The following is a 24,579-nucleotide window of genomic DNA, read 5'->3' on the forward strand; positions in this document are numbered from 1 at the left end:
ACATGGCGATAACTTTAAAAGCCTATGCTGATTCCGGTCTGACAACTGAGTTGCTTAAGTTGTCAGTTAATCAAAAGGTCGACGGCTCTACGGGGCCGGTCGATACAGTGATCTACATTGGAAGCGTAGAGGTCAGCAAGAAGTTCGAGGCCGCGAGCAGTCCTGGCGTTGATCAGATAGTGTTGAGCATCGCTGACGCCAACCCAGGCGATGGGCACGAAGCGACAGAGGTTAAGCTGGCTTTGTCCTCGGGCGGATTAGACTCGGCCACTGCTGGCGCCTCGTTGAACCTTGGGACGCAATTGCTTAGCGGCGTGGCCAATGCATTGCCGGTCCATGTCCGCGTGCAAGACGCCACCGCGACGCTGGGGGTGTCAACCGAACTGAGCCTGGCGACGAATAACCTGCAGGAGCTGTCTGTATAATGCCAAACCGGCTACAGCGAGACATTAACGCCCTGATACGACATCCCCGGCGGCGCGGGAGGCTGGGGGCTGCTGATGATAAGGGCGCATTGCCGTCTAAAGTCAGTGGCGCGCTCGGAGCGCCGAGCGAAGGCCAGGCAGATCCGGAGTTGACCTTTACCGCACACCTGCTTGACGGCCGGGGATCGACAGTCTTCGTACGTCCTGGGCGTATTCGCCGCTTTGATATGTCGGCGCACCTTATCGATGACCTCTATGACTTTGGCGATGGCGCAACGCTGCTTGAGACAATGAAGTATAGGGATGGCAACTTCTATTATGTGGAGCGACACGCCACCAGCGGCACGCGCATCAAGGAAAACAATGGTCAACTGGTTGGCTATGACAGCAATTTCGGCAACCGCATCGCCGTTAGTGACGAGTATCTGTTCATCCCTCATGGAACAATTCTTGATCTGCGGGTGCGGCAGTATACGTTTGGTGGAGCGCTTGTCCAAACAATAGATCCGCAACTGGTCGATAGCGGGGAGGGGATAGCGGCATTGGCGGCATCGGCCACTAAGTTCTACATCTTGACCAGTGATCTGGATGCATCGCATCCGCCTAAGCTTACTGGCCACAATTTGGGGTTTGCGACGTCGCCAGCGGTTGCAACGCTTATGACTGACGCCGCGCTGGCTTGGTCATTGGCCGTCGCTGGCGACCGTATGTATGCTTATGGCAGAGAAGGCGCGGGCACCCAAAACTATCTGTTTGTTTACGACCTGGCCACTGATACAGAGATTGCGCGGCTCATCGATCCGCTAGAGCCTGATATGGGCGATATCTCGTCAATTGCGGCCACCGAGAATTATGTGGCTTACCTTGAAGGATACGGGTTAACCGTTGCTGATCTTTATCTGCATGTCTGGCGCCGCAATGTGACGCGGGACCAGTTCGACAACGTGATAAACGAGAGCTGGGAAAAGCTGCCGATCATCCCCTACAATATGAAAGGGGATATTTATAGCGTTCAAGACGGGCTGGTGCTATTGGATTCGGCGTGAGGTTGGGATGAATAAAGGACGGCAACGGATAGAAGAGCGCAGGGCGCAGCGCCAGGCAGACCTGCAGGAAGCAAACAGCGCGTTTAAGCAGGTATTGTTTGTATTCGCATTAATCGCGCTGGTTTTGGCGGCGGTTGCCGTCTTTAAGGCATTTTTTAAACCTGACCCAAAGCGGCCTATCGCGTCAGATCTGAGCACAAAGGCGCAGGTGACTTATGCTTGTCGCGGGGCTCTCAGGGCTAACCTGAATGATCCTGATTCCGCCGAATGGCTTGACAGTCCAGATAGTACTCCCGTTGACTGGGCGACAGTTGCCGGCAAATGGAGGCTCACTGCAACGATAAGAGTGCGCGCTAAAAACGGATTCGGCGCACTCGTCGTGAATGAATACTATTGCGAGGCATTGGAAGCCGGTGATAGTTGGATGATAGTAGGCCTAAGAGAGGCTTGATCAACTAAATCCCGCCACTAAGGCCCGCCGACATCAACCCAATTTTCAGCGCAGTGGTTGCATAGTTCCCGCGATGATATTTTAGTCTCCGCCTTCGCTCCGCATGCCTCGCATTCTCCGTCAGAGCGAAATATTCCCCATAAAGTGGCCGTCAGTAAGGCCAGGATGATCCCGCCTACAAATAAACCCATCATAGATATGACCTTATTCAGCGATCCATGGGGGCGTCAAAAGTGCGTCACATAATCAGTTATGGTTGTAATTTATTGAAATATAACAACTATATGTTGATTTAGTAGGACAGTTTGTCGCACCCGGATTGGCTAAGTCTCTGAATGCGGGAAAATGCTCGGACTCTGAAGGTCCGTTGTTCCCCGCGGACAGGCTCTGTGGTTAAATAGCCGAACCCTGGCTCAGGCGCTGTTTTTTTTAAAGGATTTCAGACACTTCCACCCATGAAGACGCATCGTTCAAGAATTATTGCACCAATATTGTTTTGTTTGTTTTCCGGTCAATCCCTGGCGGAATGGCAGTGTTCGGAAGAAGACTACGAGATTCTAAAAAACACGGAGTGTTTTACCGACTCCCATACTGGTTTCGCTGGGACCGTTCCTGATCATGTCGAAGCCTATCGTTGTTTGCTAAGCCAAGTGGATGCTCAAGAGCAGCTTATCAAACTACAGTTGGAGGGCTCCAAGCCCGCGCAGTTGTATGCAATGATCGCTTTGCGTGAGCTGGTTCCGGGGTATTATCAACAGAAGTTGGAACAGTATCTCTCCGACAATACGAACATGGAAGCGATAGAAGGCTGCATCGTCGGTAATGCCACCGTCTCATCGCTTTTCAAGCAGATTGACAATGGCGAGCGCGTCTTAAAACATTACCTCGAGCGCTAACTGCTGTTTGTTGTTGGGAATGACGCAAAGAGAAAGTTTTATCTATAGATTTGTTGTAGGGAACATATTTGAATAGCTCCAAAACCGTTCAATCAAAGACGTATAAACAATGCTTGGCGGTGGCCGCCTTATTATCCGCTTTATTCACCCTCGCAGGCTGTAAGGATCTGGAATACCTGACCGCCGAGAAAGTGACTTACCAAGTGCAGGATTATCAATCGGACAATAGAACGAAAGAGGACATGGATGTTCTGGTGAAACGCTTTAATGATGTTCTCCCAAGCAAACTGTCATCGGTTCAATTCAAGGAAGTGGAAGGTCTGGGCGTGATTGAGTTTTCACGGGGAGCCCCTGACGTCGAACTGGTTGCGTTTCTGAGCCGGCATCCCGGCGAACTCGTGTTCAGAGGAACGGAGCCGGACGATATCTGGTACAGCGATAAAGATGTCGTGGAAGCCGCTTCAATCCTTGCAGGCGACAGACTTTCCGTCGAAGTCGTATTCTCGGATGAGTCCTATGCGAAAGCATCGCCAAGAATCAAACAAAGCATCGGACGCTACGCCTACACCATGCTGGACGACGAAATACTCCATAAAGCCATGGTGCAAACGGAACTGGGTAAAAAAATCCTCATGACCAGCGCCAGCGATATAGAAGCGCAAGCTTTGGCCGCTATGCTTGACAGTGGCCGGATGAGCAGTGGGTATGTGTTGGTCAAATTATAAGTAGTTTGCGGGTGGAAATAAAAAATAGCTAGGAGACTTTTAAAATGATTTTCACCTGGAAAGAGAAACGCTGGATAATACCTTGTGCGTCTATGGCTTTTCAGGTTTTTTCTTGATGTCGCAATATACGGAGTAGATTAAGAGAAGCGTATATGAATGATAAGTATTCTTTTTTTGATAAATTGACAATGGTGTTTGGCGGCGGCGTAGGAGTCTATTTTTCCTTTTTTTTCTTCGATAAAGTTCTAGGTATAGAAATGAATACCGATATTCATGCAGTGCCGTGGTGGATGCTTCTAATTGCGTTCGTTGCGCCGATCGTCTTTGTTATCCTGTTTATGTTGGGCTTTCGAGCAATTAAAATTATGTTGTTCAATGCTTTTTTTAAGTAATTGAAGGTATGCCGAATCTTTTCCCTTTAAAGTCCCTGTTTTATTCCCTTTTCAGCATCATATGAGCAACTGGGCAGATGACGCATCGGACTGGTTGTGGGATATCGAACTGACGTTCGCGGAGGCGGAGTTACTGTTCGCGGCGTCTCAAAACAAGCAGTTCAGACAAAGAACCAGACACAGGTTGAGGCGGCGGGTAAACGCCTGGGCTACTCAACGGGGATTTTGTTTCGTGCGTGAGAAGCTATGAGAGGAGCGGCGCCTGTTTCTCAAGACGCCGCCGAAACTGAATCAGCCTACCTGATAGCGTCCAGGTTTGTGGTTGACCGTCAGCAGCAGGTTTAGCGCCACGGCGCCGAGCACGGAGTAAAGCAGGATCATGGGTGTGACGATAAAGCAGGACGCCAGTACGATAATGCAATCCACCATCATCTGAAACTTCCCGGCGCGCATGATATTGCGTTTTTGCAGGTAGAGCGCGAGGATGCCGACGCCGCCCAGACTGGATTTATGGCGGAACAGAATCAGCATGCCCATGCCGATCAGAAAGCCGCCGAAAACCGCTGCGAACCAGGGTTCTATCGATTTAATGGAGACAACATCTCCGGTGTGGTCCACAACCAGCGAAACAATGGCGACGGAGATAAACGTATTGAGGCAGAACCGCCACCCCATTTGCTTGAAAGCCAGCCAATAGAAGGGCAGGTTAAGCAGGAAGAAAATCTTACCGAAGCTGATATGCAGCACATGCGTCAATAACAGCGCCAACCCCGCCGTACCGCCAGTCAGCAAGCCGGCTCCGTTGAATAGAAATACGCCGAAAGCCACAAACGCCGTGCCGCTGATCAGCGCAAACAAATCTTCAGGAAGTGAGTGCGATTGTAGGGTAAGGGAACTATTAGTCATCGTGAATCCGTCAGAAGGGGAAAATACAGCCTGGAAGTCACCCAGCGCGGCGATTTTAACGAGGCAAAAGATAAAAGTCGCGGATCTTACAAAAAATAACGGGATATTTTAGGGATTTTTACAGAAAAATTGATTTGAAGGTGTATTATTTGCGCCTGCTTGTATTTTGTTCAGAAAGCTCCAGGTAATGAAAGACGTAAATCCTTATTCCTCTCCTAACACGCCCCTCATTGAGGAAAACCGAAATCCACCAAAAAAGTATTTAAATCCCTGGTTTTCCATGTGGCTGCAGCCTAGGGCGACAATTCAGCAAATTATTGACGATGACCCGGTTCACCTTGTGATAGGGCTTACCTGCATGGCCTCGGTACTAATGAGGATAAAAGAAGCCAGTCTCTATAAAATGGCCGAATATATGGGGCTCATGTCTCTACTTGGCGTATGCATAGTAGTGGGCTGCGTCTTAGGTGTGATTTGGCTATATATCGGCGCTCCATTTATTCAATGGGTTGGTAAATGGTTTGGAGGGCGCGGCTCTCAGGATGAAATCCGTGCGGCAATAGCCTGGAGTTGTATCCCGGCTCTATGGGGATCGTTGCTTATCATGCTCGAAATGATGTTGTATGGGAGAGAAATGTTCCTTGGGGCCGAAGCCAGGGACTATAACTTGGTGGATCTTAAAATACGTGCAGCATTTTCAGTGGCGCACGGAATTATTGGTATATGGGGCGCCATAACGTTTACTAAGGCGCTAGCGCAGGTGCAGGGTTACAGCATATGGAAAGCGATGGGAAATATGACGATAGTTCTCATCGCAGGCTTTATCCCTGTGATCGCTGTTGGATACTATTTGGGGCCGATCGGCTCTCAGTTTAATTGAGGAAGGAACCTGTTGACGGAGCGCCATTCGGTAATTAGACCTTGACTGCGTCCTTTCAACAGATTGTAACGTAGCCGCCGCACACTAAGCGGCTCCCTCATGGGAGTTTAAACACTACGTTATGCTATGAAAGGATTTCTGCAATGTTAAAAGCAAAAGTATTGGCGCTGGCCGTTTCCTGCGTGGTTTCTACTGTGTCTCTGAGTCATGTCGCTAAGGCGGAGGATCACGCCGCTCAGGTGGATGTGGCGAAAATGGCGGCGGCGGAGAGAAGTTTTTATTATCCGCAGCGCATGAATCAGTATGGCCGTACTGATTACATCTTTATTGACGCCACCAACGGAACCCAATTCTGTAAAGAAGAGGGCTACAACAACTCGGTTGGCGGCTCTATCCTCTGTGGTGAGGACGAGAGTTCCTACATCACTTTTGACTGGTATCAACAGCAGTGGGTGTCTAAAAGCACTGGCAGTAAAAACCAGTGTTATCCGTTGTATAGAACTATCACCTGCCGTTAACGGCGACGCAGTCTGTATCTGAATGAAAAAAGGGTGGGACTGGCTTTCACCCTTTTTTCGCCATACCGCCCGTTTATTGAAAACTCACCCCGCTCTGTCAACTTATTATTAATATGGCAATGATATTGGCATGTTGATAATCAGGCGCATGGATGCGCCTGCGCGGCGGCCAGCCGCGGGAGACAGGGCCTGACATGCGCAGGCGCTGTCGTTGCAGACAAAATAGAAGGAAGCTATTTGTCTGCCTGATTAATAGCCCGTGAGACGTTCGTCTGTGAAACGGACTTTTGTTCTGTGCAAAAATAAACCAATTGAGCTATAACTGAATCAAGGCAGCCTTGCTGCTTGCATGGACGTAAAGGAAGGAGGGAATCGTGCCGTCACCGGAACTGTTTGCCGCGCTCGGCGCGGCGCTGATTGGATTTTCCATCGCTCTTTGGGCGTTCCGCGCCTATCGCGGAGACGTCAAGCTCGCCCAACCCAGCTATATCCTGCTTGATCAGGACACGACGTCTCAGGGCAAACGCATCAGTGAAGTGCGTTTGCGGACGGCGCTGTTCAGTACCTCCAGGCGCGGTGTGGTGATCGACTATCTGACCCTTTGGTTGCGCCGGGGCGACGAAGAAGTGAATTTCAGCATTTGGGCTTATCTCAACAAACAATGTCTGCGTGAAAGCGGCGGTTTGATGGCGCCTAATGAAGGCGTCATCCTTGAGCATCATTTCCTGACCGAAACGGAAGGTCCTGAATTTGAATTTAAGGCTGGACCCTATGAGATGGCGATATTCGCCAAACCTGCTGGCTCAATACGACTACAAAAGCTCAGCAGTTTGTACTTCGTCATTAATGACTATCAGGCTCAGCAGATGCGTAAGTCCGCTGTGGGCTTGTGCCTGAGATGGGACCCCAGGCATCGCTGTTATCAGTCTGATATTGAATCCAACCTCAAGCCCAGTGTGACGCCGTTGGTTGAGGAACACGCCGGAGGCCATTGAGTTACTCGTCGTGCGCCTCGAAACTTCAAGTAATCTAATAACTTGGAGTTCAGTCATTATCAGGCTATCCTTCATTAACGGTTGTTAATGTCGAGGAGTAGCTTATGGGGCGGGCCCCAACTTATAACGTTGTAAGCAGCGGGGAAATTAATGCAGGGTTTGACGCTCAGCAAGTGGCGAATAGCTGTGCGAAATTATTCAAGACAACCCCGGAAAAAGCGCAGGCTCTGCTTAGTAAAAAACTCGTTTTAAAGAAAGGGCTGGACCTGGAAACGGCGCGCGCTTACGTAAGCAAGCTGGATAGTATCGGCGTGGCGGCGACGGTGCAGGAGGTGATGCCGGAACCCACGTTGAAAGCGCACACTTTATCTTTGGAGCCGACGGAAGAAGAACTCCGGGCCAAAGAAGAAGCGGCTGTAAAACCCTCTGACGACCGTATTACCTGCCCGAAGTGCAATCTGGAGCAACCCAAAGCGGATCAGTGCGCCGGCTGCGGGGTATACATGCACAAAGTCGCCCCACCGGTGGCCTCTTCCGAAGCGGCGCAAACGCCGGCGACGACATCGCGCCCTGGCGGCAATATCCGCAACTCCGGCGCCAAACCCGGCAAAGAAGACGAAGTCACTTATGCGACGGACGATGTAGAAGCGTTCAACCCCAAGGCTATCGCCGCCGCTGCGGGCGCCGCCTTACTCGGCGCTTTGCTGTGGAAGGCGATCGCCATGACCACAGGGTACGAGTTCAGCTTGATCGCCTGGGGGATTGGCGGCGCTGTCGGGTTTGCCGCTCTGGCGTTGGGTGGACGAGGCCTCGTCACTGGAGTGGCCTGTGGGCTCCTGGCCTTTCTCGCCATCATGGGCGGTAAGTATATGGTTATCCAGAGCTTTCAGGAAAGTTGGTTTGAAATTCTGGCGGATTCGGGGGAGATAGAACTACAGGATTTCCGCCCGGTCTATGATTCTGTCATTCAGGCTGCGAACAGTTATCAAACCGATGTCACCGACGATGATTCGCTGCGCAATTTCATGATCGAATACGGTTACACTGAGGCGAGCGAGCCCAGTGAAGTGGTTCAGTTTGAAATTGACGACTTCAAACGAGACTTCGAACCGGAATTACGCCGAGTGGCGCTGGAAAACCCTTCCTTTGAGCAGTGGGTGAAAGTCACATTCAGTCAGGAAATCGAGGGATACTCGACCTTTCAGCTCATGCGAGAAGATTTTGGTCTTTTGGATATCCTGTTTTTATTCCTGGGTGTAGGCACGGCATTTCAGATGGGGAGCGGTCTAAGGCGTCATTAATCTGTTTGGCGCTCCTCTTCAGCATTGCTTTACTCCCCCTCCGATCTTTAGCAATCCGGCAGTCTGACCCTACTGAAACACCCAGTCAGGCTGCTTATTACACCACTTCTCGCATGTACCTTATTAATCAGGCGGACAAATAGCGTCCTGCTATTTGTCTGCAACGCCAGGGCCTGCGCATGTCAGGCCCTGTCTCCCACGGCTGGCCGCCGCGCAGGCGCATCCCTGCGCCTGGTTATTAACATGCCAATATCATTGCCATATTAGTAGAGACGACACCCAATGGGCGTGAGGAATTACATAGCCCGATCCTCAGCCACTTCCAGTGACTGCAACATAAAGCCCTTGGCTTGATCCACGCCGTAAATCACGGCTTGTACGTGGGTCAGGTCGTCCGGCATTTGTACTGCGGCTTCTAATGTGGTCCAGTCGCTGGCGGTCACCGATTGACGACTTACTTCAAACCATTCTTTGGCTCCGCTCAGGGTCTCATAGTAGAGCCAAAGCGTCGCTGCGCCATCCTCCAGGCCTTTGACTTTCGCCTGCAGGCGATAAACGTCGCCCGGCTTCAGGTCGCAGGTCAGGTTAACCCCGGCTGTAGGAAGGTTGGCGACGTTTTCCACTTGCAGCACGTTGGTCAGTTCGCCGCCAATATCCACTTCGACAACGGAGAGTACATCTTCTCCTTCAATCCAGGGATAGACCACCCCTGGCTTATTATTTGAGAAGTCAATTTCAAGGCTATCCATGTGCCAGTCCGCAGTCGGAGCGCCCACGGCGAACTGCATGGGGGTTCCCTTGGCGTTGGCGAGTTGCTGATCGTTACGACAGAAGTTGGCGACTTGTTCCGCCGCCAGATTTAACGCGAGGGCGTTGTTGGCTTGCAGGCCGGCGCCAAGATCGCCGCCGATCGCCACTTTCTCGGATTCCTGGCAAGTCGTGTCGCCATTCTGGCAGACCTTCACGTCTGGCGTGGAGAAATAGGGAACCCAGGACGCGTAACCATGATCGTGAGGGTAGGCCATGATGGTGGAAACCTCGCTACTGGTCGCGCCGCCATAACCGAAAGCAAAAGCATACTGTAAGGGGTATACCTGGGCTTCGATAGCTTCCTCAATGGTGGAAACCGTGGAGAATGGCAATGCTGGACGACTGTTATAGAAACCTACGCTATCCAGCATTTTGAATAACTCGTCCAGCATCGGCTGATTTTGAACGAACTCCTTTTGCTCTGTGGGCAAGCCGTGCCCCAATCCAAACAGGTGACCCAATTCGTGCGCAAAATGATAAGGGGTGATGTTGTCTCCAAGAATATCAATAGCGCAACTTGGGTTCACATCAACCAGCCCGTAAGCACTATCGATATTGCTTACGGAGAAGACGCCTTTATTGGCCAAAAGTACGCCTGGAGCGGTAACGCCACAGGTGTCTGACGCAGGATCATTTTGATCGTACAGCATCATTACCAGGTCGGCCTGATAGCGGCCGCGCAGTTCACGAACGTAACGGTTTTGCTGCAAGGACTCCAGAGAGTCGGTGATGCCTTGATTGTCCACGCTGAGGAGCGAATCGGGGATTGCCTCGCTATGGGCCAGATTCAGCTGAATATCCACCTTGCTGTTAACGAAAGCCTGGTTGGTGAAAGCTATATATTCAGCGATTTTTTGCTGGATTTCTTCGTTGTTCCCGGCGTACTGGCCTTGCGCTTGAGCGCTGTAGACCACCATAACGTCCACGGTGTGGGCGTGAGCCGCCAGAGTGAATTGCGACAGACAGGCGCCGACTGCGATAGCCAAAGTTTTTCTTAATAGAATCATGGAATTAAAAGTACACAAGTAATAGTTGTATTTAAGAAGGGCGGGCAATATACGCAATGGAACTAAAACGTTTAAGTCCTCACAAGTACTTACGACGAAGAGCGTATTAGGCTTAGGGGGAAAGGGCGATGCAAAGTGCTGATTTTTATGAACATTAAATGAAAAATAAGATAATTTGTTATCTTTGAGTTCTCAACCAGCACGTTAGCTCCTATGATATGGCCTGCTACACTGAATCCGCATTATGGAAAATTAGAAAAATGAACAAAGAGGACTCCTGGAGCCTGAAAGGCGATACCCCTTATGGAAAACGGGGAATCAGCATCTTCACCCTCGTCGTATGCTTCGTGTTGAGCTTCCTGACCGGCCTGGGTCTCTGGTTGGCGAAGGGCCCTGTCGAATATCCTTCTATGACGTTCTGGATCGGCGCTGCGCTGATGGGATTGCCTCTGCTTGGCGCTATCGAAACGAGTCATTGGATTTACGATAGGAAATTCGTCAGCAAACTGCCTGGCTCGTTACGCATTCTGTACGGCGTGATCATTGGCTTGGCGGAGTTGTTGATTCTGGGGGGGATTGTCTTCCTTCTTTCTTCACTGGTGGCTTTCGAAAGCTGACCTGAGCATCTGAATCGGACGCATATTCCGCTCCCTCCAGTATTTGTCTCTGTTGATAGAGGTCTTCCACCCAATCTGCTTCCGACTGGGTTAGCGTCCACTCGGTTTTCCTCTTGTCTTCCAGGCGTGCGTAGACGGCCTGGGCGATATCATTCAGACGTTGACGCTCCGCAAGCCATTCCGGGTTGGCGTTTCGCAGCAAACGCAGGGGGCGAAACTCAAAGTACAGCGTTTTGCGTATACGCCCGCTGGTAATCGGCGCGGATGCGTGGGGCAGCCTGACATCGTGAATCAATAAGTCTCCCGCACTGACGGGAAGCTTTGTCGGCGTAATCTTTTCGCCGGCTAATAATGGCGTTAAGTTGCTGATGGGAACGCCGGATAAATGATGTTCCGGCAGCACCTGCAAAGCGTCTTCCTGGGACACGGCTGCATCCAGATAGAGACCTAAAGTAAAAATTCGGCCATTTTGCTGGTGATTCATATCTCGATGCCACTCCACCCGGCTGGCGTTGGCGGCGGAGCGCACCAGCAGCGATTCATACATACAGATGGCTTCGCCTTCGCACAGGAACTGCGTCAGGCGTTGCAGCGCAGGCATCCCCAGAATGTACAGCGTGTGAGCGCCGAAATAGCGCAGAAGTTCATTAACGCGAAACAAGGCCTGAGCGCCGCAGAACGCCACATGCTGTACAGGGGCCTGCGCACAGTCTTGCATTACTTGGGTCAGTCTTGCGTTATAACGGTGGATTAAATCGGAGGATAAAAATGAGGGGATATGGCTATAACCATCGCGGTCCAGCTGGGTGCGTGCGTCCATCATCGTTGTGTCTCCCTGTCAGAACGGATATGGAAAATTAGCCAACTCTTTACTGTGTGGATGGAATCGGCGCGCCGAACCAGATTTTCTCATACCACTGCCGATAGGGAATGTCGCCGCCGAGGTTATAGATATCAGTCTTATGTACGCTCTCATAGGTGATCAGCAGCGGTTCAGTGACATAGCCGCTGGGAGGCGCTCCGGCGAAAGCGCGGTTCAATTCATCGGCCAGTTGCCAGCCTTGCACGCCGGCGGGCTCCGCTACGGTCGCCACCTGTGTGGACAAACCGCTACGAATGCGGTTGAGCGCCTGAAAGGAGCCGTCTCCAGCGGAAATATTACGAATGTCGGTGCGATTGTGTTTGCGCAGCGGGAAGTTGATGGAGTCGAAATAAAGGTCATTGATCGCCAGACTGTGGGTCCAGGCGGCGCCGAATTCCGCCACCAGTCTGTCCACGGCTTTGGGGATTTCCGTCACGGTTTGTCCGAGGCTGATGTTCTCAATGGATAACACGCGGCAGCGATCGCATTGCGAGATGATTTTGCGCATGCTTTCGGTTTTTGCGTTGGCCACCTCAAAGCGGGCGTCGTTGAATATCACCACGCCCACTTTGCCCTCGCTGTTTTGCACCACGTATTGCGCCGCCATTTGCGCGACAGCGAAGGACGGGGTGGCGATATTGTTGAACAGATCTTCGGTCGGTCCTGGTTCCGCCGCCGCATGCCAGCCCAACAGTATGATGCCCTGACGCTTGACGCGACGCGCTTCGTCCCGAAGGCTGGAGAGAGAGACTCCACCCAGCACAATGGCGTCCGCCTTGGCGCGACCCGCCTGCAATACGGCGGACTTGGCGCTCTCCAAATTGTTTCTGCTGTCGATATATTCCAACTTCCAACCCAGCTGCTGCGCTGCAAGCTGAAAATGCCGATATAGACTGGATATACCACCGTTATTGGAATCCTGAGACACGAACACAATGTTTTTGTTGCGCTGCGCAGCAGGTCCGGATACGGGGCCGCGCCACGCCACTGCCGTGGAGTCAGAGGCGTGGCTCTCCGCCTGAACGCAGCAAGCCGTCAGCAGAAAGACAATAACTGGTAGTAAGTTGCGCATGGATGTCGTGTTTGCGGATTCACTGCAAAGTATAGGTTCACCCAAGATAAACGTCTTCTTGATTAATTATATAGCAGAGGAATTGCGAAGGACTGGAATGAAATAGAGCGCAACGGCCCGCAACCCACATGTTCGGCTCCTGAGAAGGGGGCGTTCCATCAGGTTGAGTGGCGTCGTAGCCTTCGAGGCGCTCACGAGCGAGTGCCGCCACGTTGCAACCGGCAGGTTGTAAGGAGACAGGTTTCACCTTCTGACTTCATCAGTATCGATCCGGTTTTATTATTAATATGGCGATGATATTCGCATGTTAATAGATTGAGAAATTAAACAATCAGTCGCGGACTTGTTCGGCATGGGCCATGTTCCGGCGCGTTATGATCCTTCACCGGTTGAGTGCGCTATCGCCCTAAGCTACTCTTAATCAACGAATAAAACTCATGAGAAAGTCGGTTGCATGTTTAAAACGATACTGTTGTTTCTGTTTGTCTGGGTGACGGCTTGTCAAAGCGCCTGGGCTGAAGAGAGGGAGTATCGTTTTGTCACGTTGGAGTTTCCCCCGCTGGAGTTTACCGGGGAGGACGGGAAGCCCACTGGCGTTGCGGTGGAGGTGGTGCATCGTATTATGGCGGCGTTAGGCTTGCAGGTCAGTATAGACGTGCATCCCTGGAGTCGCTCTTTGGACCGGGTGCGCAAAGGGGATGCGGACGCCATATTCACCGCCTACAAAACCCCGGAGCGGGAGCTGTTTCTGGACTACTCCAACGTTGTGCTGATTCCCCAGGTTATTGCGCTATACGCTACGAAAGAATCCCCTATCAATTTCAATGGCGATTTGCTCGCGCTACAGGACAAGCAATTCGGCGTGGTTTCCACGATCAGCTACGGCGCCGTGTTTGATCAGATGCGTAATCAATTGAGAGTGCAGCGCGTCGAAGATATTGAGCAGAATTTCAAGAAACTGATGCTGGGGCGGATTGATGTCCTGATCAGCAATATTTACGTCGCGGACTGGAAGCTGAAAAAGACCGGCTTCAACAAACATATCTCCAGACTTCCCCTGGAAGTGGAGCGCTTGCCCAGTTTTATCGCCTTTTCCAAGGCCCGTGGTTTGACGGCATTGCGCGATCGTTTTGATAAGGAACTGCTGAGGCTCAAGGAAAGCGGTGAGTTTGACGCCATTGTCGCCAAGTACGATCTGACGGTGCCGCCGGATATTCAGTAGCCCAAACCCCCAACAAAGTAGAACACAGGAAGCATAATGCATAGCGCCTTTAGATTCAGATCCGCCAGGCTGAACCAATTGCTCGATAATGAAATCAGAGAGGGCAACCGCGTCTGGAATGTCTCGCGAGGCGAGCAAGCGTATCTGGTGGAGGAGTTCAAAACCAGCGCTGAAGGACTCGGCTTGAAAAGCGAGAGAATGGCGGACCGCAATATCAGCTTCCTCCGATACGTCGACCCGGATACCGGCGAATTTCTCCAGTATGACTACTCTTGGTAATCCCAGGAATAGTCTCGACTTCCGCGTTCTCCCCTTGTGTCGGCCCGTCATGGCGGTTTGAAACATCAGGCGCTGTTTTCCGCCAGATCGGTTTGGAGCGTCGCCGCCCATGCGCATAGCAGCAGGCACCCTGTAGCGGCGCTCAGTAGCGTGGCTCCAAGGTTTTGCAACCATCCCGACACGACCAAACCGATACCCAGTAACAGATAGTAAGCCAATCCAAACAGCGCCCCCGCCGCGCCGGCGTTCGCTCTATAACGCGCCAGCGCCTGACTGAGAATGTTGGGGATAGCGATGCTGTAGCTCATCAGCGTCAACGACATCGGCGCCAGAAACCAAAGGGTCTTTTGAGTGAGCATAACGCCGAAGCCGCCCAGTATCGCCATACCTGTGCCGGTGCGGATAAGTTGCGGCGGGGTCATGCCGCGCCTTAATCCCGCCTGATTCAGCAGACTGCCCGCCAGCGAACCTATGGCCAGGATGACGCCGCTGTAGCCGAATTCGACAGAGCTATATCCCAATGACTCGAATATAAACGGAGCCAGGGAGTAGTACGAAAACAGCATGAGGTTGAACAGCGCCACCAAGGCCATATGGCGCAGGACGTATCCATCCCGCGCCAACTGCGACGCCAGGGTTTTGAATGCCGCTGCGTTCAACGTTAATGGTCGGGTCTCAGGCAACTGCCTGGCGCTGAGTCCGAGCAGCGCAGCCGACATGACGAATAGCCCTGCGAACACGCTCAGATAGCCGCCGAACGCCGTTAATAACCCGCCAGCGAAAAATCCCAGCACAGGGCTGATCGCCATACCCAGTCCCATGACGGCGAACATCTTCGCCAAGTCGGTTCCACTGTAGGCGTCGCGCAACATAGTCTGCGTCACCACCGATCCAACCGCCGCGCCAAACGCGCTCAAGGCGCGCACGAACAGCAGCGTTTCGAACTGATCCACGATTAACGCTGCTCCCGCGCTGAGACTATACAGAGCCAGTCCCCACAGCATAGCGGGGCGACGGCCGATACGATCAGCCATGCCGCCCCAAAATCCCACTCCCATTGCGAAGGCGATAAAGTAAATGGAAAGCGTCTGCGCTGCGGCGCGTTCAGGCGTGGCGAAGTGGTGAGCGATATCCGTCAGCGCCGGGCTATAAATAGTTTCTGCAATCTGCGGGAACATCAACAAGGTGAACAACAGTCCTGTCGCAGGTTTGTGCGATGCCATACTTCCTCCAATGAGCGCATAAAGGCGGCTATTTTAGGAGCGGAAGTTGTGGTCCAATAACATAACCGGATCATAAAACCACAAGATAGAGACAGATGGCGCTAATAGACGGAGAAGCCAGGTTCGACGCAGACCAGCTGTATAACGCCGTCATCGGTGTGGCGGCGGAAGTCGGTCGCCATGATTCGGGTATGCATCGCCATAAAAAAGCGCAGCTGTTGTATGCGCCTAAAGGCTGTATGAACATCACGCTTGATAACATGCACTGCGTGCTGCCGCCGACCCGCGCCGCCTGGATTCCCGCCAATACGGCGCACTGCGTGAGAATGACCAATGTGGTCGCCTATCGTTCGTTGTATTTCGACTTGTCGCTTAATGGACCTTTGCCTGGTCGCATCAGTATCTTTTGTGTCAGCGGACTCATGCGCGAGCTGATAGAGCGTATGGCCTTTTGGCCTTGGGACATAGCGGAGGAGAAGCAACGCAACACGCGGGCGCTGCTTTGCGAAGAGCTCGCCCAAGCGAAAACCGAGGCGCTGCAACTGCCATTGCCGCGAGACAAACGACTGTCCGGCTGGCTCGCCACCCTGAATGAGCCGGATGTATTGCCCGAACCGCTGAACCAGCTCGCCCACCGCGTCGGCGCCAGTAGTAAAACCATCACCCGACTTTTCAACAAAGAGACGGGCATGTCTTACCAATCCTGGCGTCAGCAGTGGCGACTGCTCAAAGCCATCGAAAAACTGTCGGAAGGCCTGAGCGTCAACGACGTCGCCTACGCCCTGGAATTTTCCAGCGACAGCGCCTTCATCAGCTTCTTTCGCCAACACACCGGGCAGACGCCATATCAGTATGTGCGGCGGGGGTAGAGAACTAATAGGACACAAACTTCCCGCTAACCATCGCCGCCAGGCGTAACGCGGTTTCAATATCTGGTTTGGGGTGAATTTGTTGCAGCCCGAGGAACAGGCCGTAGGCGATTTGAGCGAGTTCCCCGGCGAGGCTGTCTTCAGCGCCCAGATCCAGGTAGCACTGTTTTAGATATTGCTGCCGTTGGTTGTCGATCTTCTCCAAGTGTTCAGCGATCTGGACGTCTTTCAACGCCCAGGCGCGGATATGCATTTCCGCTTCGATATTATGAGCGGCGATGACCTGATCGAGTTTTTTCAGCCGCTCCAGAGGCGCGCCGGCGGCGTCCGCCTGCTTGATGAACTCCATGGTCATGCGCTCGTACCAGTGACTCATCAGCGCGTCGTTAAAATCCTGCCGACTTTGGAAGTGGTGATAAAAAGAGCCTTTGGTGACTTTTAACGCCTCGCACAAAGGCATGATCTTCAGGCTGTCCGGGCCTTTGTTCACCAGTTGTTTAAGCGCAAACTCCAACCAATCCGTTTTCGATAACTGCTTGGATTTTGCGGGAAGCGGGGCTCTGACTTTCTTGTTGACCATGATTAGATGCGTCCATCTTTTACAGCGTTATGAATGACAACCCGGGCGATCAGCCAGTGAAAGGGCTTGATCATCGCCATATACAGGCGCCCCGTCAGCGTTTTCAAGTTCACCATGGTGGACACCACCACCTGCTCGTCCTGCTTAGAGACGGACAGATAAAACTGCATATGTTTGTCTTCTGTAAAGCTTACGACTTCGTTGGCGTCAGCATGGATAACGTGCATGAACGCCACGGCGTCTCCAACCTGGAGGTCGCGAGGAGGGAAGGCGCTGCGATCATCCGTGAATGTCCGCCCAACTTCAAATCCCAGAACGCCGACAATTCTGTTGCGCAACGCCATCAACGCCTGCACCCATAAAGGCATGACCGTGAAAATGGCATTCTGCAACTGTCCGGGGGTGAACGACTTGTTCGAGACCGGCGCAGCAAGCGCGTCGCGAAAGTAGGGACGAGCGGCGCGCTGACCGAGATAGTCATTGGCGGGAATGGATACAGCGGAAACGCGAAAAAGCTTAAAACCTGACATAGCGTCCTCCTGAATTTTTAAAACATACCGTAAGGTATGGTATGGATGATATTGCGAAAACCCAGTGGCGTAAAGAGGAGATTGCGCGGTTGGATAACCTGACCTCTGACCTCTGACCTCTGACCTCTGACCTCTGACCTTGACCCTATCCACCGTTTGCCCTGAGCCTGTCGAAGGGCCTCCCAGAGAGTTAACTCAAAGACGCTAGCCCCTTAAGATAGTGTTGATGGGGAAACTATGCTCCTTTCAATAGCTCTGGAAAGCCCTTCGACAGGCTCAGGGCGAACGGAGTAGAAATGGAAGTCAGGCAAAGTGACTTCGCAACGTCGTCTTCCCCCTGCTGATTATGCTGGCCGCCTCCACGCAATCTGCGCCTGTCGGTCGGCTCTCGAACGAAGTGAAAGAGAGTCTGTAATGGTCATGGATGCAACACTTGGACGATTCCAATATCATCCGCACTTGCTGGCGCCAAAATACCCGCTATTGGTGTTCGAAATTTGAATCTTGTACTGTGGATTTGAAGCGTAAGGAATATGTTTTTCGAAAACCTGACTTAGCATGGTCTTTCGCATGAGTGAGGCGGGGTTTTTATCCTGCCGGAGATATCCAGGAACTATTTATTGATGTCAAAAAGATTAAGAAAAAAGAATGCGCTCAGACGAATCAACTCAGCCTTTTCGAATGTAACGCTTGAGGACGGGATTAGTCTGCATGAAACCGTAGAGATTGATCATTACAGAGCCGTTCCTAAGAGTTCAAAAGCGAGAGACCAGGATGAAGTAAATGATTGGCGTAAGCTTCTGGGCTCTACGGTTATTCAAGAGTTATGTTGGATCGGCGGCATACATTTTTTTGACGCGAAAGGTTTCAGGTTCCATATCCCTGCCTATCTCAGCCTTGCTGTTCGTCGAACGCTGAATGGTGATATTTTTCAAAGCATGATTTCTTGTTTGGTTGAGCCGGCGGAATATAGGCGAGACGGCTTTGAGGTATTCGATGGTGCGCAGCGAAAAGCCATCTTCGAAGCCATCATGTATCTGCATGATTTTGAGATTTATCCTTTGGATGAACAGGAGATGGCTGGGGCGAAACGGTACTGGGGATAGCAGCTTTGGAATACTGGTCAGGTAAAGTGACCATGTAACGTCCTTGTCCTATCCGCGCCTTTGACGTGATCAGTTAATTGTCGCTACCTTAGGCGCTGAACAGAGTTGACCATGCTAGCTTAATTGAGCGCTTAATATGCAAAATAAACATCCCTTCACCCTCCTTGAAAACGGAACGCTGGGTCTGGCTACGCTGGTGTTTGGCGTGATGGCGGGGTTCTTCTGGACTTATACTTTCAATGTGAATCTGGCGATGATGCAGGTGGATGGCGAGACTTATGCGCGGGTGCAGTCTCTGTTTAATCAGAATGTCCGGCACCCTATGTTTTTCGCTTTCTTTTTTGGCGGTGGTCTGTTTTCAATCATTGCAATACTGGCGAATCTGCGACAACGCAAAACACTGTCGTTCTGGCTTATTGTGCTGGCGGCGGTTATATATATTGGGGGCGTCATCATATTTACCAGGCAAGTGAATCTGCCTTTGAACTATTACACCGAATCCTGGGTTCCAACTAATTTACCCGATGATTGGGTGGCCACCCGAAACAGTTGGAATGACGCCAACGCTATACGTGTGGCGACCTCTTTTCTGCCGTTCCTATTCTGTATCTCCGCACTGGTGATGAGAACCTTTAAGCAAGGTGGCGCGGCGAAGCTGTCTTAAATATGTCGTTTCAAAGGGTTAACTGAGTAGAAAGGCGCCATGACTGAAATCACCCTCATTCCGGTTATCGAAATACTGTATCCAGCGGAAGTCAAAGAGGCGGAGGGGCCTGCGCCGACTGGTTCCTGGCAGGCGGAGCCGGAAGCTTGGGATGCTTATTTAAGACGGCTCAATCGGCGAATGGGCTTTAGCGATTTACGCTCTTTTCCCCTTGGTTCGCGAAGGTTTCCCGTTGCGGATCTGACGCAGACGGATGTCGCTTTGGCGATTGATCTGCACCTCGGAGATACTCCGTTGCAGGAATCCTGTGGGCTATTCGGCGGGCTGGTTTTGGTCGAAGGCGCTACGCCGATATTGATCCCTCAGTGCTGCGGCATGCTTGCCGATATCGCCTCATGGGAGGCGCTGACTAGACCCGAAGCGTTTTCGGAACCCTTTTGCCTGGAAGGGCATCCCTGTCCCCAGGCGGTTTCAGATTCTGTCGAGGTGGAGATTCAGTGCGTAGAGGACATGGAGCCCTTCGAATTGCCCGCGCCCCTGAGCTACAAGATTTCCCGCCAGTCTCTCAGCGACGGGCTGGAAGAGGCGAAGCGTGTTCTGAACAGCTTTGCCGCCAAGGTGGATGTTTGGGGGCGTGAAAGGGGTTATCCCGAGGCGGCGGATGTATTATTAACATGGCAATGATATTGGCATGTTAATAGTCAGGCGCATGGATGCGCCTGCGCGGCGGCTAGCCGCGGGAGACAGGGCCTGACATGTGCAGGCCCTGGCGTTGCAGCCAAATAGAAGGAAGCTATTTGGCTGCCTGATTAATAGTCTACGAAAAATAACGGTCGGGTCTGTGTATCAATAGCGCGTTGACTGAAGGAAGTAAGACGGCCTCCCTGGTGAGGTGCGGTCAGCGTGCGGTTTCTCTCTCGAAGCTAACAAGGAGTTTCCATGAGTCTTAACGTTAAACAAAGCGGTAATCCCAAGGTCGATAGTTTTCTGGACAGAGCCGGGCGCTGGAGTGAGGAGTTGGCTTTGCTGCGGCGCATGGCCCTCGACTGCGAGCTGGTGGAAGAGCTGAAATGGGGCAAACCCTGTTATACCTCTCAGCAAAACAACATTGTTATCTTGCAGGGGTTCAATGACTTTTGCGCTTTGCTGTTTCCTAAAGGCGCTTTGTTGAAAGATCCTGAGTCCATCTTAGAAAAGCCGGGCGAAAACACGCAAAGCGCGCGTCGAATTCCGTTTACCACAGTACAGGATATCGCAGATAAGGAAGCCGTCATCAAGGCCTATATTAAAGAGGCGGTGGAAGTCGAAGACGCTGGCCTGAAAGTGGATTTCAAGACCACAGAAGACTACGCCATTCCAGAAGAGCTGCAGGAAAAACTGGATGAAATCCCCGCCTTTAAAGACGCCTTCAACGCACTGACGCCAGGGCGGCAGCGAGGTTATCTCCTGCATTTCTCGGCGCCCAAACAATCCAAAACCCGCGCTTCGCGAGTGGCCAGGCATATGCAGCAGATTATGGACGGCAAAGGACTTAATGACCGCTAAGTCGAGAACACTTTAAATTGGTCGCTGCGGAGACAGGCCCTGTCGTTGCAGACAAATAGAAGGAGGCTATTTGTCTGCCTGACTAACTAAGTAGTGCGGCGGCCAATGCTGAAACACGAAAAATCTCCCTACAATTCAATAGAGTAAAGCACAAAAGTCTGTATTATTAAGCGGACATCTATAGTTTGTTGAAGAATGAAAGGAGTAAAGATTCATGGCGCAGATATTTGAAACAGAAAGGCTGATTCTCAGACCCAGAGGCCTGCAGGATGTTGAGGCCTGTATCGCCATGGATAAAGACCCGGAAGTCACCCGTTACATCCCAGGCGTTTATGACGGCTCGGAAGCGCACGTTAATTTCCTTCTCTCGCGCATCAATGGCGACTTCGGCGAACGCCGCGGCTATTGGTCCATCTTCGCAAAAGATAATCCGGATGAACTGCTGGGCTGGGTTTCCTATATACCTATGGACGCAGTGGGTCCCGAGCTGGAAATGGGCTGGCGTCTGGTGCGCAGAGCCTGGGGCAAAGGCTACGCGACCGAAGCGGCGATCAGGCTTGCTCAATACGCCTTTGAAGACCCCGAATTGGACGTGCTGACGGCCATCGCCCATATCGATAATCAGGCTTCCATCAAGGTGATGGAGAAACTGGGGTTCAAATATCTTCGCGACAGCGAGTTTGAGGGCGTGGCCTGCAAATACTTTGAACTGACAAAAACCGAGTTCTTGCGCCGCTGGGGATGAGCGCGCTTACTGTCTTGCTGTCAGAGCGCCGGCGCTTCGTCGCAGCGCATCGCCCGCCAGAAATAATAAAGCGGCGACACAGACGATCGTTGGGCCTGTTGGGGTGTCCAAAACAAATGCGGCCCGGAGTCCCCCTATGCTCGCGAGGCCGCCGATAAACGCGGCCACAACCGCCATCGCCTCAGGGGTGCGACTGAAATGCCTTGCCGTCGCCGCTGGCGTGATAAGCATGGCGGCTATCAGCAATACGCCAACAACTTTGATCGCGACAGCGACGACAGTGGCCAGCGCAAGGGTGAGAATCATTTGTTCCCGTTTGGGATTGAATCCGCTGGCGAGGGCCAGATCCGGGTTAAGCGTGGAAAGCAGCAAGCCTGACCAGCGTAAGGATACCAAAGTAATAACGGCGATAGCGCCAGCCCAAATCAGCGTTAAGTCGGTTTTGCCGACGGCCAGTATGTCGCCGAAAAGATAAGACATGAGATCGATTCTGACGCCTGACAAAAAAGAGACGGCGACCAGACCAAAAGCCAGGGAGGCGTGAGCCATGACGCCCAGCAGCGTATCCATGGCGAAGCTTTTCCCGCTGAGCGCCGATACCGTTATCGCCATCAATAAGGAAACCATTAGAACGCCAGGGAAAACGGGCAGGGATAGCGTCAATGACAGGGCCACGCCCAACACCGCTGCGTGCGCGGTGGCGTCGCCAAAATACGCCATCCGTCGCCAGACGATAAAACAGCCCAAAGGCCCGGCCGCTATCGCCACCCCCAGGCTCGCCAACGTCGCTCTTACTAGAAAGTCATCCAGCACGGCTAAGACTCCCATGATGACTGCGCCCTCGACCGTGGGAATGAAGGGCGATCGCCGCCTCGTCGTCGTTGTCTATACCGAACAGCGCGAGATACTCTGGAGAGCGGCTGACGATGTCCGGTTCGCCCTCGCAACAGATATGACCGTTGAGACAAATGACCCTATCCGTTTTCCGCATCACCAAGTGGAGTTCATGACTGACCATGATAATGGCGCAGCCTAATTCGTCCCTCACTGAGGTAATTTGACGATAGAAGTCCGCCACGCCCCTTGGGTCCAGGCCCTGCGTCGCTTCATCCAGCAGCAAGAGGCGGGGACGACCCAGTAGCGCTCTGGCGAGCAATACCCGCTGCAACTGCCCGCCGGATAGCGACATGATCTGCTGTTTTTCCAGTCCTGGAACGCCCGCTTGAGAAAGGGCGGCATCTATATCAGACGCGGTCCCGAGTTTAGGCAGACTCATGAAACGTTGCACTGTCATCGGCAGGGTTTCATCAATGTGGAGCGTCTGCGGCGCGTATCCTAATGTCAGTCCAGGAGCTCTGATCAGTCGACCTGAGCGGGGCGCCACTGCGCCGATCATGGCTCGCAGTAACGTTGTTTTACCTGAGCCGTTGGGACCTATGATCGTGACGATTTCACCCGGCTCAACCCCCATCGAGATGTCTTTAAGTATGGTTCGCTTACCCAGTTGGATCGTTAGCGAGGCGCAACCAATCAGCATTTAGAAAAACTCCAGGTTATCAGGCGAATACGATTGATCCGCTGTTTGTCATTTGCGATTTGCCGTGGAATCCCTGCGTCAGGCTATTATTAATCAGGCAGACAAATAGCTTCCTTCTATTTGTCTGCAACGACAGGGCCTGCCCATGTCAGGCCCTGTCTCCCGCGGCTCTCCGGCGCATCCATGCGCCAGATATTAGCATGTCAATATCATTGCCATATTAATAACCGTCACTGTCATTGCCGTGTCAGTAAGCGGCCAACACAAAAGCAAAGAACCATTGATCGGAGCCGTCTTTTAAAATACGATATGTTACATCATAACATTTTGTATTCCTATCCCGCTCACTGCGGATGCCTGGAACGAACTTTGGCGCACAGGAGCCTTTGCATGCGTAAATTCTTTGTAGTCAGCGCAATGACGTTGCTTGTCTTTCCCTCATGGACTTTCGCCGCGCCGCCTAAGGTAGCCGTAGATATTGCGCCGCTGCATTCTCTCGTGACCCAGGTGATGAAAGGCGTCGCTACGCCTAAATTACTGATTCAATCCGGCGCGTCGCCTCATCAATATTCGATGCGTCCTTCTGAAGCCAAAGCTTTGTCGGAGGCGGATCTGGTTTTCTGGGTCAGCGAAGGGCTGACCCCCTGGTTGGAAAAATCCCTGGATAGCATCGGCGGTTCCGCAACACAAATCGAAATGCTGGAACTGGCGGGAACAGCGCGATATGAGTATCGCGAAGGGGCGACCTTTGAGGTGGATGAACATCATGATGGACGCTCTGACGATGAACACGAAGAGCAAGCCGATCACGACAGTGATCATCACGATCATGAGGGCTATGACCCCCATGCCTGGCTGGACCCTGTCAACGCCAGAGAGTGGGTGAAGCACATCGCTGGCGCCTTGTCGGAACAGGACCCGGAAAACGCGGTTGTCTATCAGCGCAACGCCATCTCAGCTGTGGCGAAACTCAACGACCTGATGGTCGCCATCGAACGGAAGGCGGAGAAGCTTAAAGGAATTAAGTTCATCGTCTTTCACGACGCCTATCAATATTTTGAACGACGGTTTGGGCTGGAAGCGTCGGGCGCCATTTCATTGGGAGACGCATCCGATCCCAGTCCGGCGCGCATCGCGGAAATAAGAGACGCCGTCGCGCAGTGGGGAGTGACCTGCGCCTTCACGGAGCCGCAGTATAACTCGGATCTGGTGTATGCCGTTTTTGAGAAAACCCCCATCCAAACGATCGGCGTCATGGACCCTTTAGGCGCCGCCTTCAATACCGGGGAAGACCACTACGCCGCCTTATTGAACTCCATGATCGCCAGCCTGAGCGAATGTAGAACCTAATCGATTTTTCTAACACGACAGGCCCT

Annotated in this window: 30 protein-coding genes; 21 read left to right on the plus strand and 9 right to left on the minus strand. The window is 52.4% G+C overall.

All coding sequences use genetic code 11. The features are described from left to right. Nucleotides 1–2: 2 nt before the first annotated feature. The 7 genes from HCH_RS13120 to HCH_RS33790 all read left to right on the plus strand — a co-directional run bounded on the left by HCH_RS13120 (nt 3) and on the right by HCH_RS33790 (nt 4,185). Nucleotides 3–425: a hypothetical protein gene (locus HCH_RS13120; protein ID WP_011396751.1), complete on the plus strand. Its 423-nt coding sequence runs from the start codon at nt 3–5 to the stop codon at nt 423–425. Then, nucleotides 425–1,471: a hypothetical protein gene (locus tag HCH_RS13125; RefSeq protein ID WP_011396752.1), complete on the plus strand. Its 1,047-nt coding sequence runs from the start codon at nt 425–427 to the stop codon at nt 1,469–1,471. Before HCH_RS13120 ends, HCH_RS13125 begins: the two co-directional genes overlap by 1 nt. A 7-nt stretch (nt 1,472–1,478) precedes the next feature. After that, nucleotides 1,479–1,922, plus strand: coding sequence for a hypothetical protein (locus HCH_RS13130; protein ID WP_011396753.1), 444 nt, complete (start codon nt 1,479–1,481; stop codon nt 1,920–1,922). 455 nt (nt 1,923–2,377) lie between these two features. After that, nucleotides 2,378–2,818, plus strand: coding sequence for a hypothetical protein (locus HCH_RS13135; protein WP_011396754.1), 441 nt, complete (start codon nt 2,378–2,380; stop codon nt 2,816–2,818). A gap of 68 nt (nt 2,819–2,886) precedes the next feature. Beyond that, nucleotides 2,887–3,543 (plus strand): hypothetical protein, encoded by a 657-nt coding sequence (locus tag HCH_RS13140; protein ID WP_011396755.1) that lies wholly within the window; start codon nt 2,887–2,889, stop codon nt 3,541–3,543. A gap of 152 nt (nt 3,544–3,695) precedes the next feature. Further along, on the plus strand, nt 3,696–3,935 hold the full coding sequence (locus HCH_RS13145; protein WP_011396756.1) for a hypothetical protein: 240 nt from the start codon (nt 3,696–3,698) through the stop codon (nt 3,933–3,935). A 61-nt stretch (nt 3,936–3,996) separates the two neighbouring features. Then, a complete protein-coding gene (locus tag HCH_RS33790; protein ID WP_011396757.1) occupies nt 3,997–4,185 on the plus strand; it encodes a hypothetical protein in 189 nt (62 codons plus the stop codon). Nucleotides 4,186–4,226: 41 nt separating this feature from the next. On the opposite strand, the gene HCH_RS13150 is transcribed toward HCH_RS33790, so the two are convergent. Next, a complete protein-coding gene (locus HCH_RS13150) occupies nt 4,227–4,841 on the minus strand; it encodes a YitT family protein (protein WP_011396758.1) in 615 nt (204 codons plus the stop codon). 187 nt (nt 4,842–5,028) lie between these two features. Here HCH_RS13150 and HCH_RS13155 point away from each other — a divergent pair, with 187 nt between their 5' ends. The 4 genes from HCH_RS13155 (at nt 5,029) to HCH_RS13170 (ending at nt 8,535) form a co-directional block, all read left to right on the plus strand. Further along, nucleotides 5,029–5,721: a Yip1 family protein gene (locus HCH_RS13155; RefSeq protein WP_011396759.1), complete on the plus strand. Its 693-nt coding sequence runs from the start codon at nt 5,029–5,031 to the stop codon at nt 5,719–5,721. Nucleotides 5,722–5,864: 143 nt separating this feature from the next. After that, nucleotides 5,865–6,239 carry a hypothetical protein gene (locus HCH_RS13160; RefSeq protein WP_011396760.1) on the plus strand — a complete coding sequence of 125 codons (375 nt, stop codon included), beginning with the start codon at nt 5,865–5,867 and terminating at the stop codon, nt 6,237–6,239. 374 nt (nt 6,240–6,613) lie between these two features. Then, nucleotides 6,614–7,234: a hypothetical protein gene (locus HCH_RS13165; RefSeq protein ID WP_011396761.1), complete on the plus strand. Its 621-nt coding sequence runs from the start codon at nt 6,614–6,616 to the stop codon at nt 7,232–7,234. 104 nt (nt 7,235–7,338) lie between these two features. Further along, nucleotides 7,339–8,535, plus strand: a complete 1,197-nt coding sequence (locus HCH_RS13170) for a hypothetical protein (RefSeq protein ID WP_011396762.1) — start codon at nt 7,339–7,341, stop codon at nt 8,533–8,535. Nucleotides 8,536–8,831: 296 nt separating this feature from the next. Here the strand turns inward: HCH_RS13170 and HCH_RS13175 are convergent, their stop codons facing one another. Continuing rightward, on the minus strand, nt 8,832–10,331 hold the full coding sequence (locus HCH_RS13175; protein ID WP_041598635.1) for a M12 family metallo-peptidase: 1,500 nt from the start codon (nt 10,329–10,331) through the stop codon (nt 8,832–8,834). A 281-nt stretch (nt 10,332–10,612) separates the two neighbouring features. Here HCH_RS13175 and HCH_RS33125 point away from each other — a divergent pair, with 281 nt between their 5' ends. Continuing rightward, on the plus strand, nt 10,613–10,969 hold the full coding sequence (locus tag HCH_RS33125) for a hypothetical protein (RefSeq protein ID WP_083769766.1): 357 nt from the start codon (nt 10,613–10,615) through the stop codon (nt 10,967–10,969). Here the strand turns inward: HCH_RS33125 and HCH_RS13185 are convergent. Together HCH_RS13185 and HCH_RS13190 are read right to left on the minus strand one after the other, a co-directional pair. After that, nucleotides 10,893–11,792 (minus strand): phytanoyl-CoA dioxygenase family protein, encoded by a 900-nt coding sequence (locus HCH_RS13185; RefSeq protein WP_011396765.1) that lies wholly within the window; start codon nt 11,790–11,792, stop codon nt 10,893–10,895. The two genes, HCH_RS33125 and HCH_RS13185, sit on opposite strands and share 77 nt — an antisense overlap. Nucleotides 11,793–11,838: 46 nt before the next feature. Continuing rightward, on the minus strand, nt 11,839–12,903 hold the full coding sequence (locus tag HCH_RS13190; protein WP_011396766.1) for a substrate-binding domain-containing protein: 1,065 nt from the start codon (nt 12,901–12,903) through the stop codon (nt 11,839–11,841). A gap of 454 nt (nt 12,904–13,357) precedes the next feature. On the opposite strand from HCH_RS13190, the gene HCH_RS13195 reads away from it, so the two are divergent. Beyond that, nucleotides 13,358–14,125: a substrate-binding periplasmic protein gene (locus tag HCH_RS13195; RefSeq protein ID WP_011396767.1), complete on the plus strand. Its 768-nt coding sequence runs from the start codon at nt 13,358–13,360 to the stop codon at nt 14,123–14,125. 36 nt (nt 14,126–14,161) lie between these two features. Next, the gene (locus tag HCH_RS13200; RefSeq protein WP_011396768.1) at nt 14,162–14,404 is read left to right on the plus strand and encodes a hypothetical protein; all 243 of its coding nucleotides are present in this window, start codon (nt 14,162–14,164) and stop codon (nt 14,402–14,404) included. A gap of 65 nt (nt 14,405–14,469) precedes the next feature. Here the strand turns inward: HCH_RS13200 and HCH_RS13205 are convergent, their stop codons facing one another. Further along, complete coding sequence (locus HCH_RS13205) at nt 14,470–15,627, minus strand: multidrug effflux MFS transporter (protein WP_011396769.1); 1,158 nt, start codon at nt 15,625–15,627, stop codon at nt 14,470–14,472. 95 nt (nt 15,628–15,722) lie between these two features. On the opposite strand from HCH_RS13205, the gene HCH_RS13210 reads away from it, so the two are divergent. After that, nucleotides 15,723–16,496: an AraC family transcriptional regulator gene (locus HCH_RS13210; RefSeq protein WP_011396770.1), complete on the plus strand. Its 774-nt coding sequence runs from the start codon at nt 15,723–15,725 to the stop codon at nt 16,494–16,496. A gap of 4 nt (nt 16,497–16,500) precedes the next feature. Here HCH_RS13210 and HCH_RS13215 read toward each other — a convergent pair whose 3' ends face one another. Both HCH_RS13215 and HCH_RS13220 read right to left on the minus strand, forming a co-directional pair. Beyond that, nucleotides 16,501–17,076, minus strand: coding sequence for a TetR/AcrR family transcriptional regulator (locus tag HCH_RS13215; protein ID WP_011396771.1), 576 nt, complete (start codon nt 17,074–17,076; stop codon nt 16,501–16,503). 2 nt (nt 17,077–17,078) lie between these two features. Then, the gene (locus tag HCH_RS13220) at nt 17,079–17,606 is read right to left on the minus strand and encodes a DUF2867 domain-containing protein (RefSeq protein WP_011396772.1); all 528 of its coding nucleotides are present in this window, start codon (nt 17,604–17,606) and stop codon (nt 17,079–17,081) included. A 623-nt stretch (nt 17,607–18,229) separates the two neighbouring features. On the opposite strand from HCH_RS13220, the gene HCH_RS32335 reads away from it, so the two are divergent. The 5 genes from HCH_RS32335 (at nt 18,230) to HCH_RS13245 (ending at nt 21,666) form a co-directional block, all read left to right on the plus strand. Further along, a complete protein-coding gene (locus HCH_RS32335) occupies nt 18,230–18,712 on the plus strand; it encodes a DUF6714 family protein (protein ID WP_049780943.1) in 483 nt (160 codons plus the stop codon). Between the two features lie 136 nt (nt 18,713–18,848). Continuing rightward, nucleotides 18,849–19,376, plus strand: a complete 528-nt coding sequence (locus HCH_RS13230) for a DUF1772 domain-containing protein (protein ID WP_011396776.1) — start codon at nt 18,849–18,851, stop codon at nt 19,374–19,376. A gap of 39 nt (nt 19,377–19,415) precedes the next feature. Continuing rightward, nucleotides 19,416–20,060 carry a hypothetical protein gene (locus HCH_RS13235; protein WP_011396777.1) on the plus strand — a complete coding sequence of 215 codons (645 nt, stop codon included), beginning with the start codon at nt 19,416–19,418 and terminating at the stop codon, nt 20,058–20,060. A 255-nt stretch (nt 20,061–20,315) separates the two neighbouring features. Beyond that, the gene (locus HCH_RS13240; protein WP_011396778.1) at nt 20,316–20,921 is read left to right on the plus strand and encodes a YdeI/OmpD-associated family protein; all 606 of its coding nucleotides are present in this window, start codon (nt 20,316–20,318) and stop codon (nt 20,919–20,921) included. A 214-nt stretch (nt 20,922–21,135) separates the two neighbouring features. Then, nucleotides 21,136–21,666 (plus strand): GNAT family N-acetyltransferase, encoded by a 531-nt coding sequence (locus HCH_RS13245; protein ID WP_011396779.1) that lies wholly within the window; start codon nt 21,136–21,138, stop codon nt 21,664–21,666. Between the two features lie 6 nt (nt 21,667–21,672). Here the strand turns inward: HCH_RS13245 and HCH_RS13250 are convergent, their stop codons facing one another. Then, a complete protein-coding gene (locus HCH_RS13250) occupies nt 21,673–22,494 on the minus strand; it encodes a metal ABC transporter permease (protein WP_202945308.1) in 822 nt (273 codons plus the stop codon). Continuing rightward, the gene (locus HCH_RS13255) at nt 22,469–23,203 is read right to left on the minus strand and encodes an ATP-binding cassette domain-containing protein (RefSeq protein ID WP_011396781.1); all 735 of its coding nucleotides are present in this window, start codon (nt 23,201–23,203) and stop codon (nt 22,469–22,471) included. Before HCH_RS13255 ends, HCH_RS13250 begins: the two co-directional genes overlap by 26 nt. A gap of 390 nt (nt 23,204–23,593) precedes the next feature. On the opposite strand from HCH_RS13255, the gene HCH_RS13260 reads away from it, so the two are divergent. Next, nucleotides 23,594–24,553: a zinc ABC transporter substrate-binding protein gene (locus tag HCH_RS13260; protein ID WP_011396783.1), complete on the plus strand. Its 960-nt coding sequence runs from the start codon at nt 23,594–23,596 to the stop codon at nt 24,551–24,553. Nucleotides 24,554–24,579: the final 26 nt, after the last annotated feature.

The organism is Hahella chejuensis KCTC 2396, assembly GCF_000012985.1.
GTDB classification, from domain to species: domain Bacteria; phylum Pseudomonadota; class Gammaproteobacteria; order Pseudomonadales; family Oleiphilaceae; genus Hahella; species Hahella chejuensis.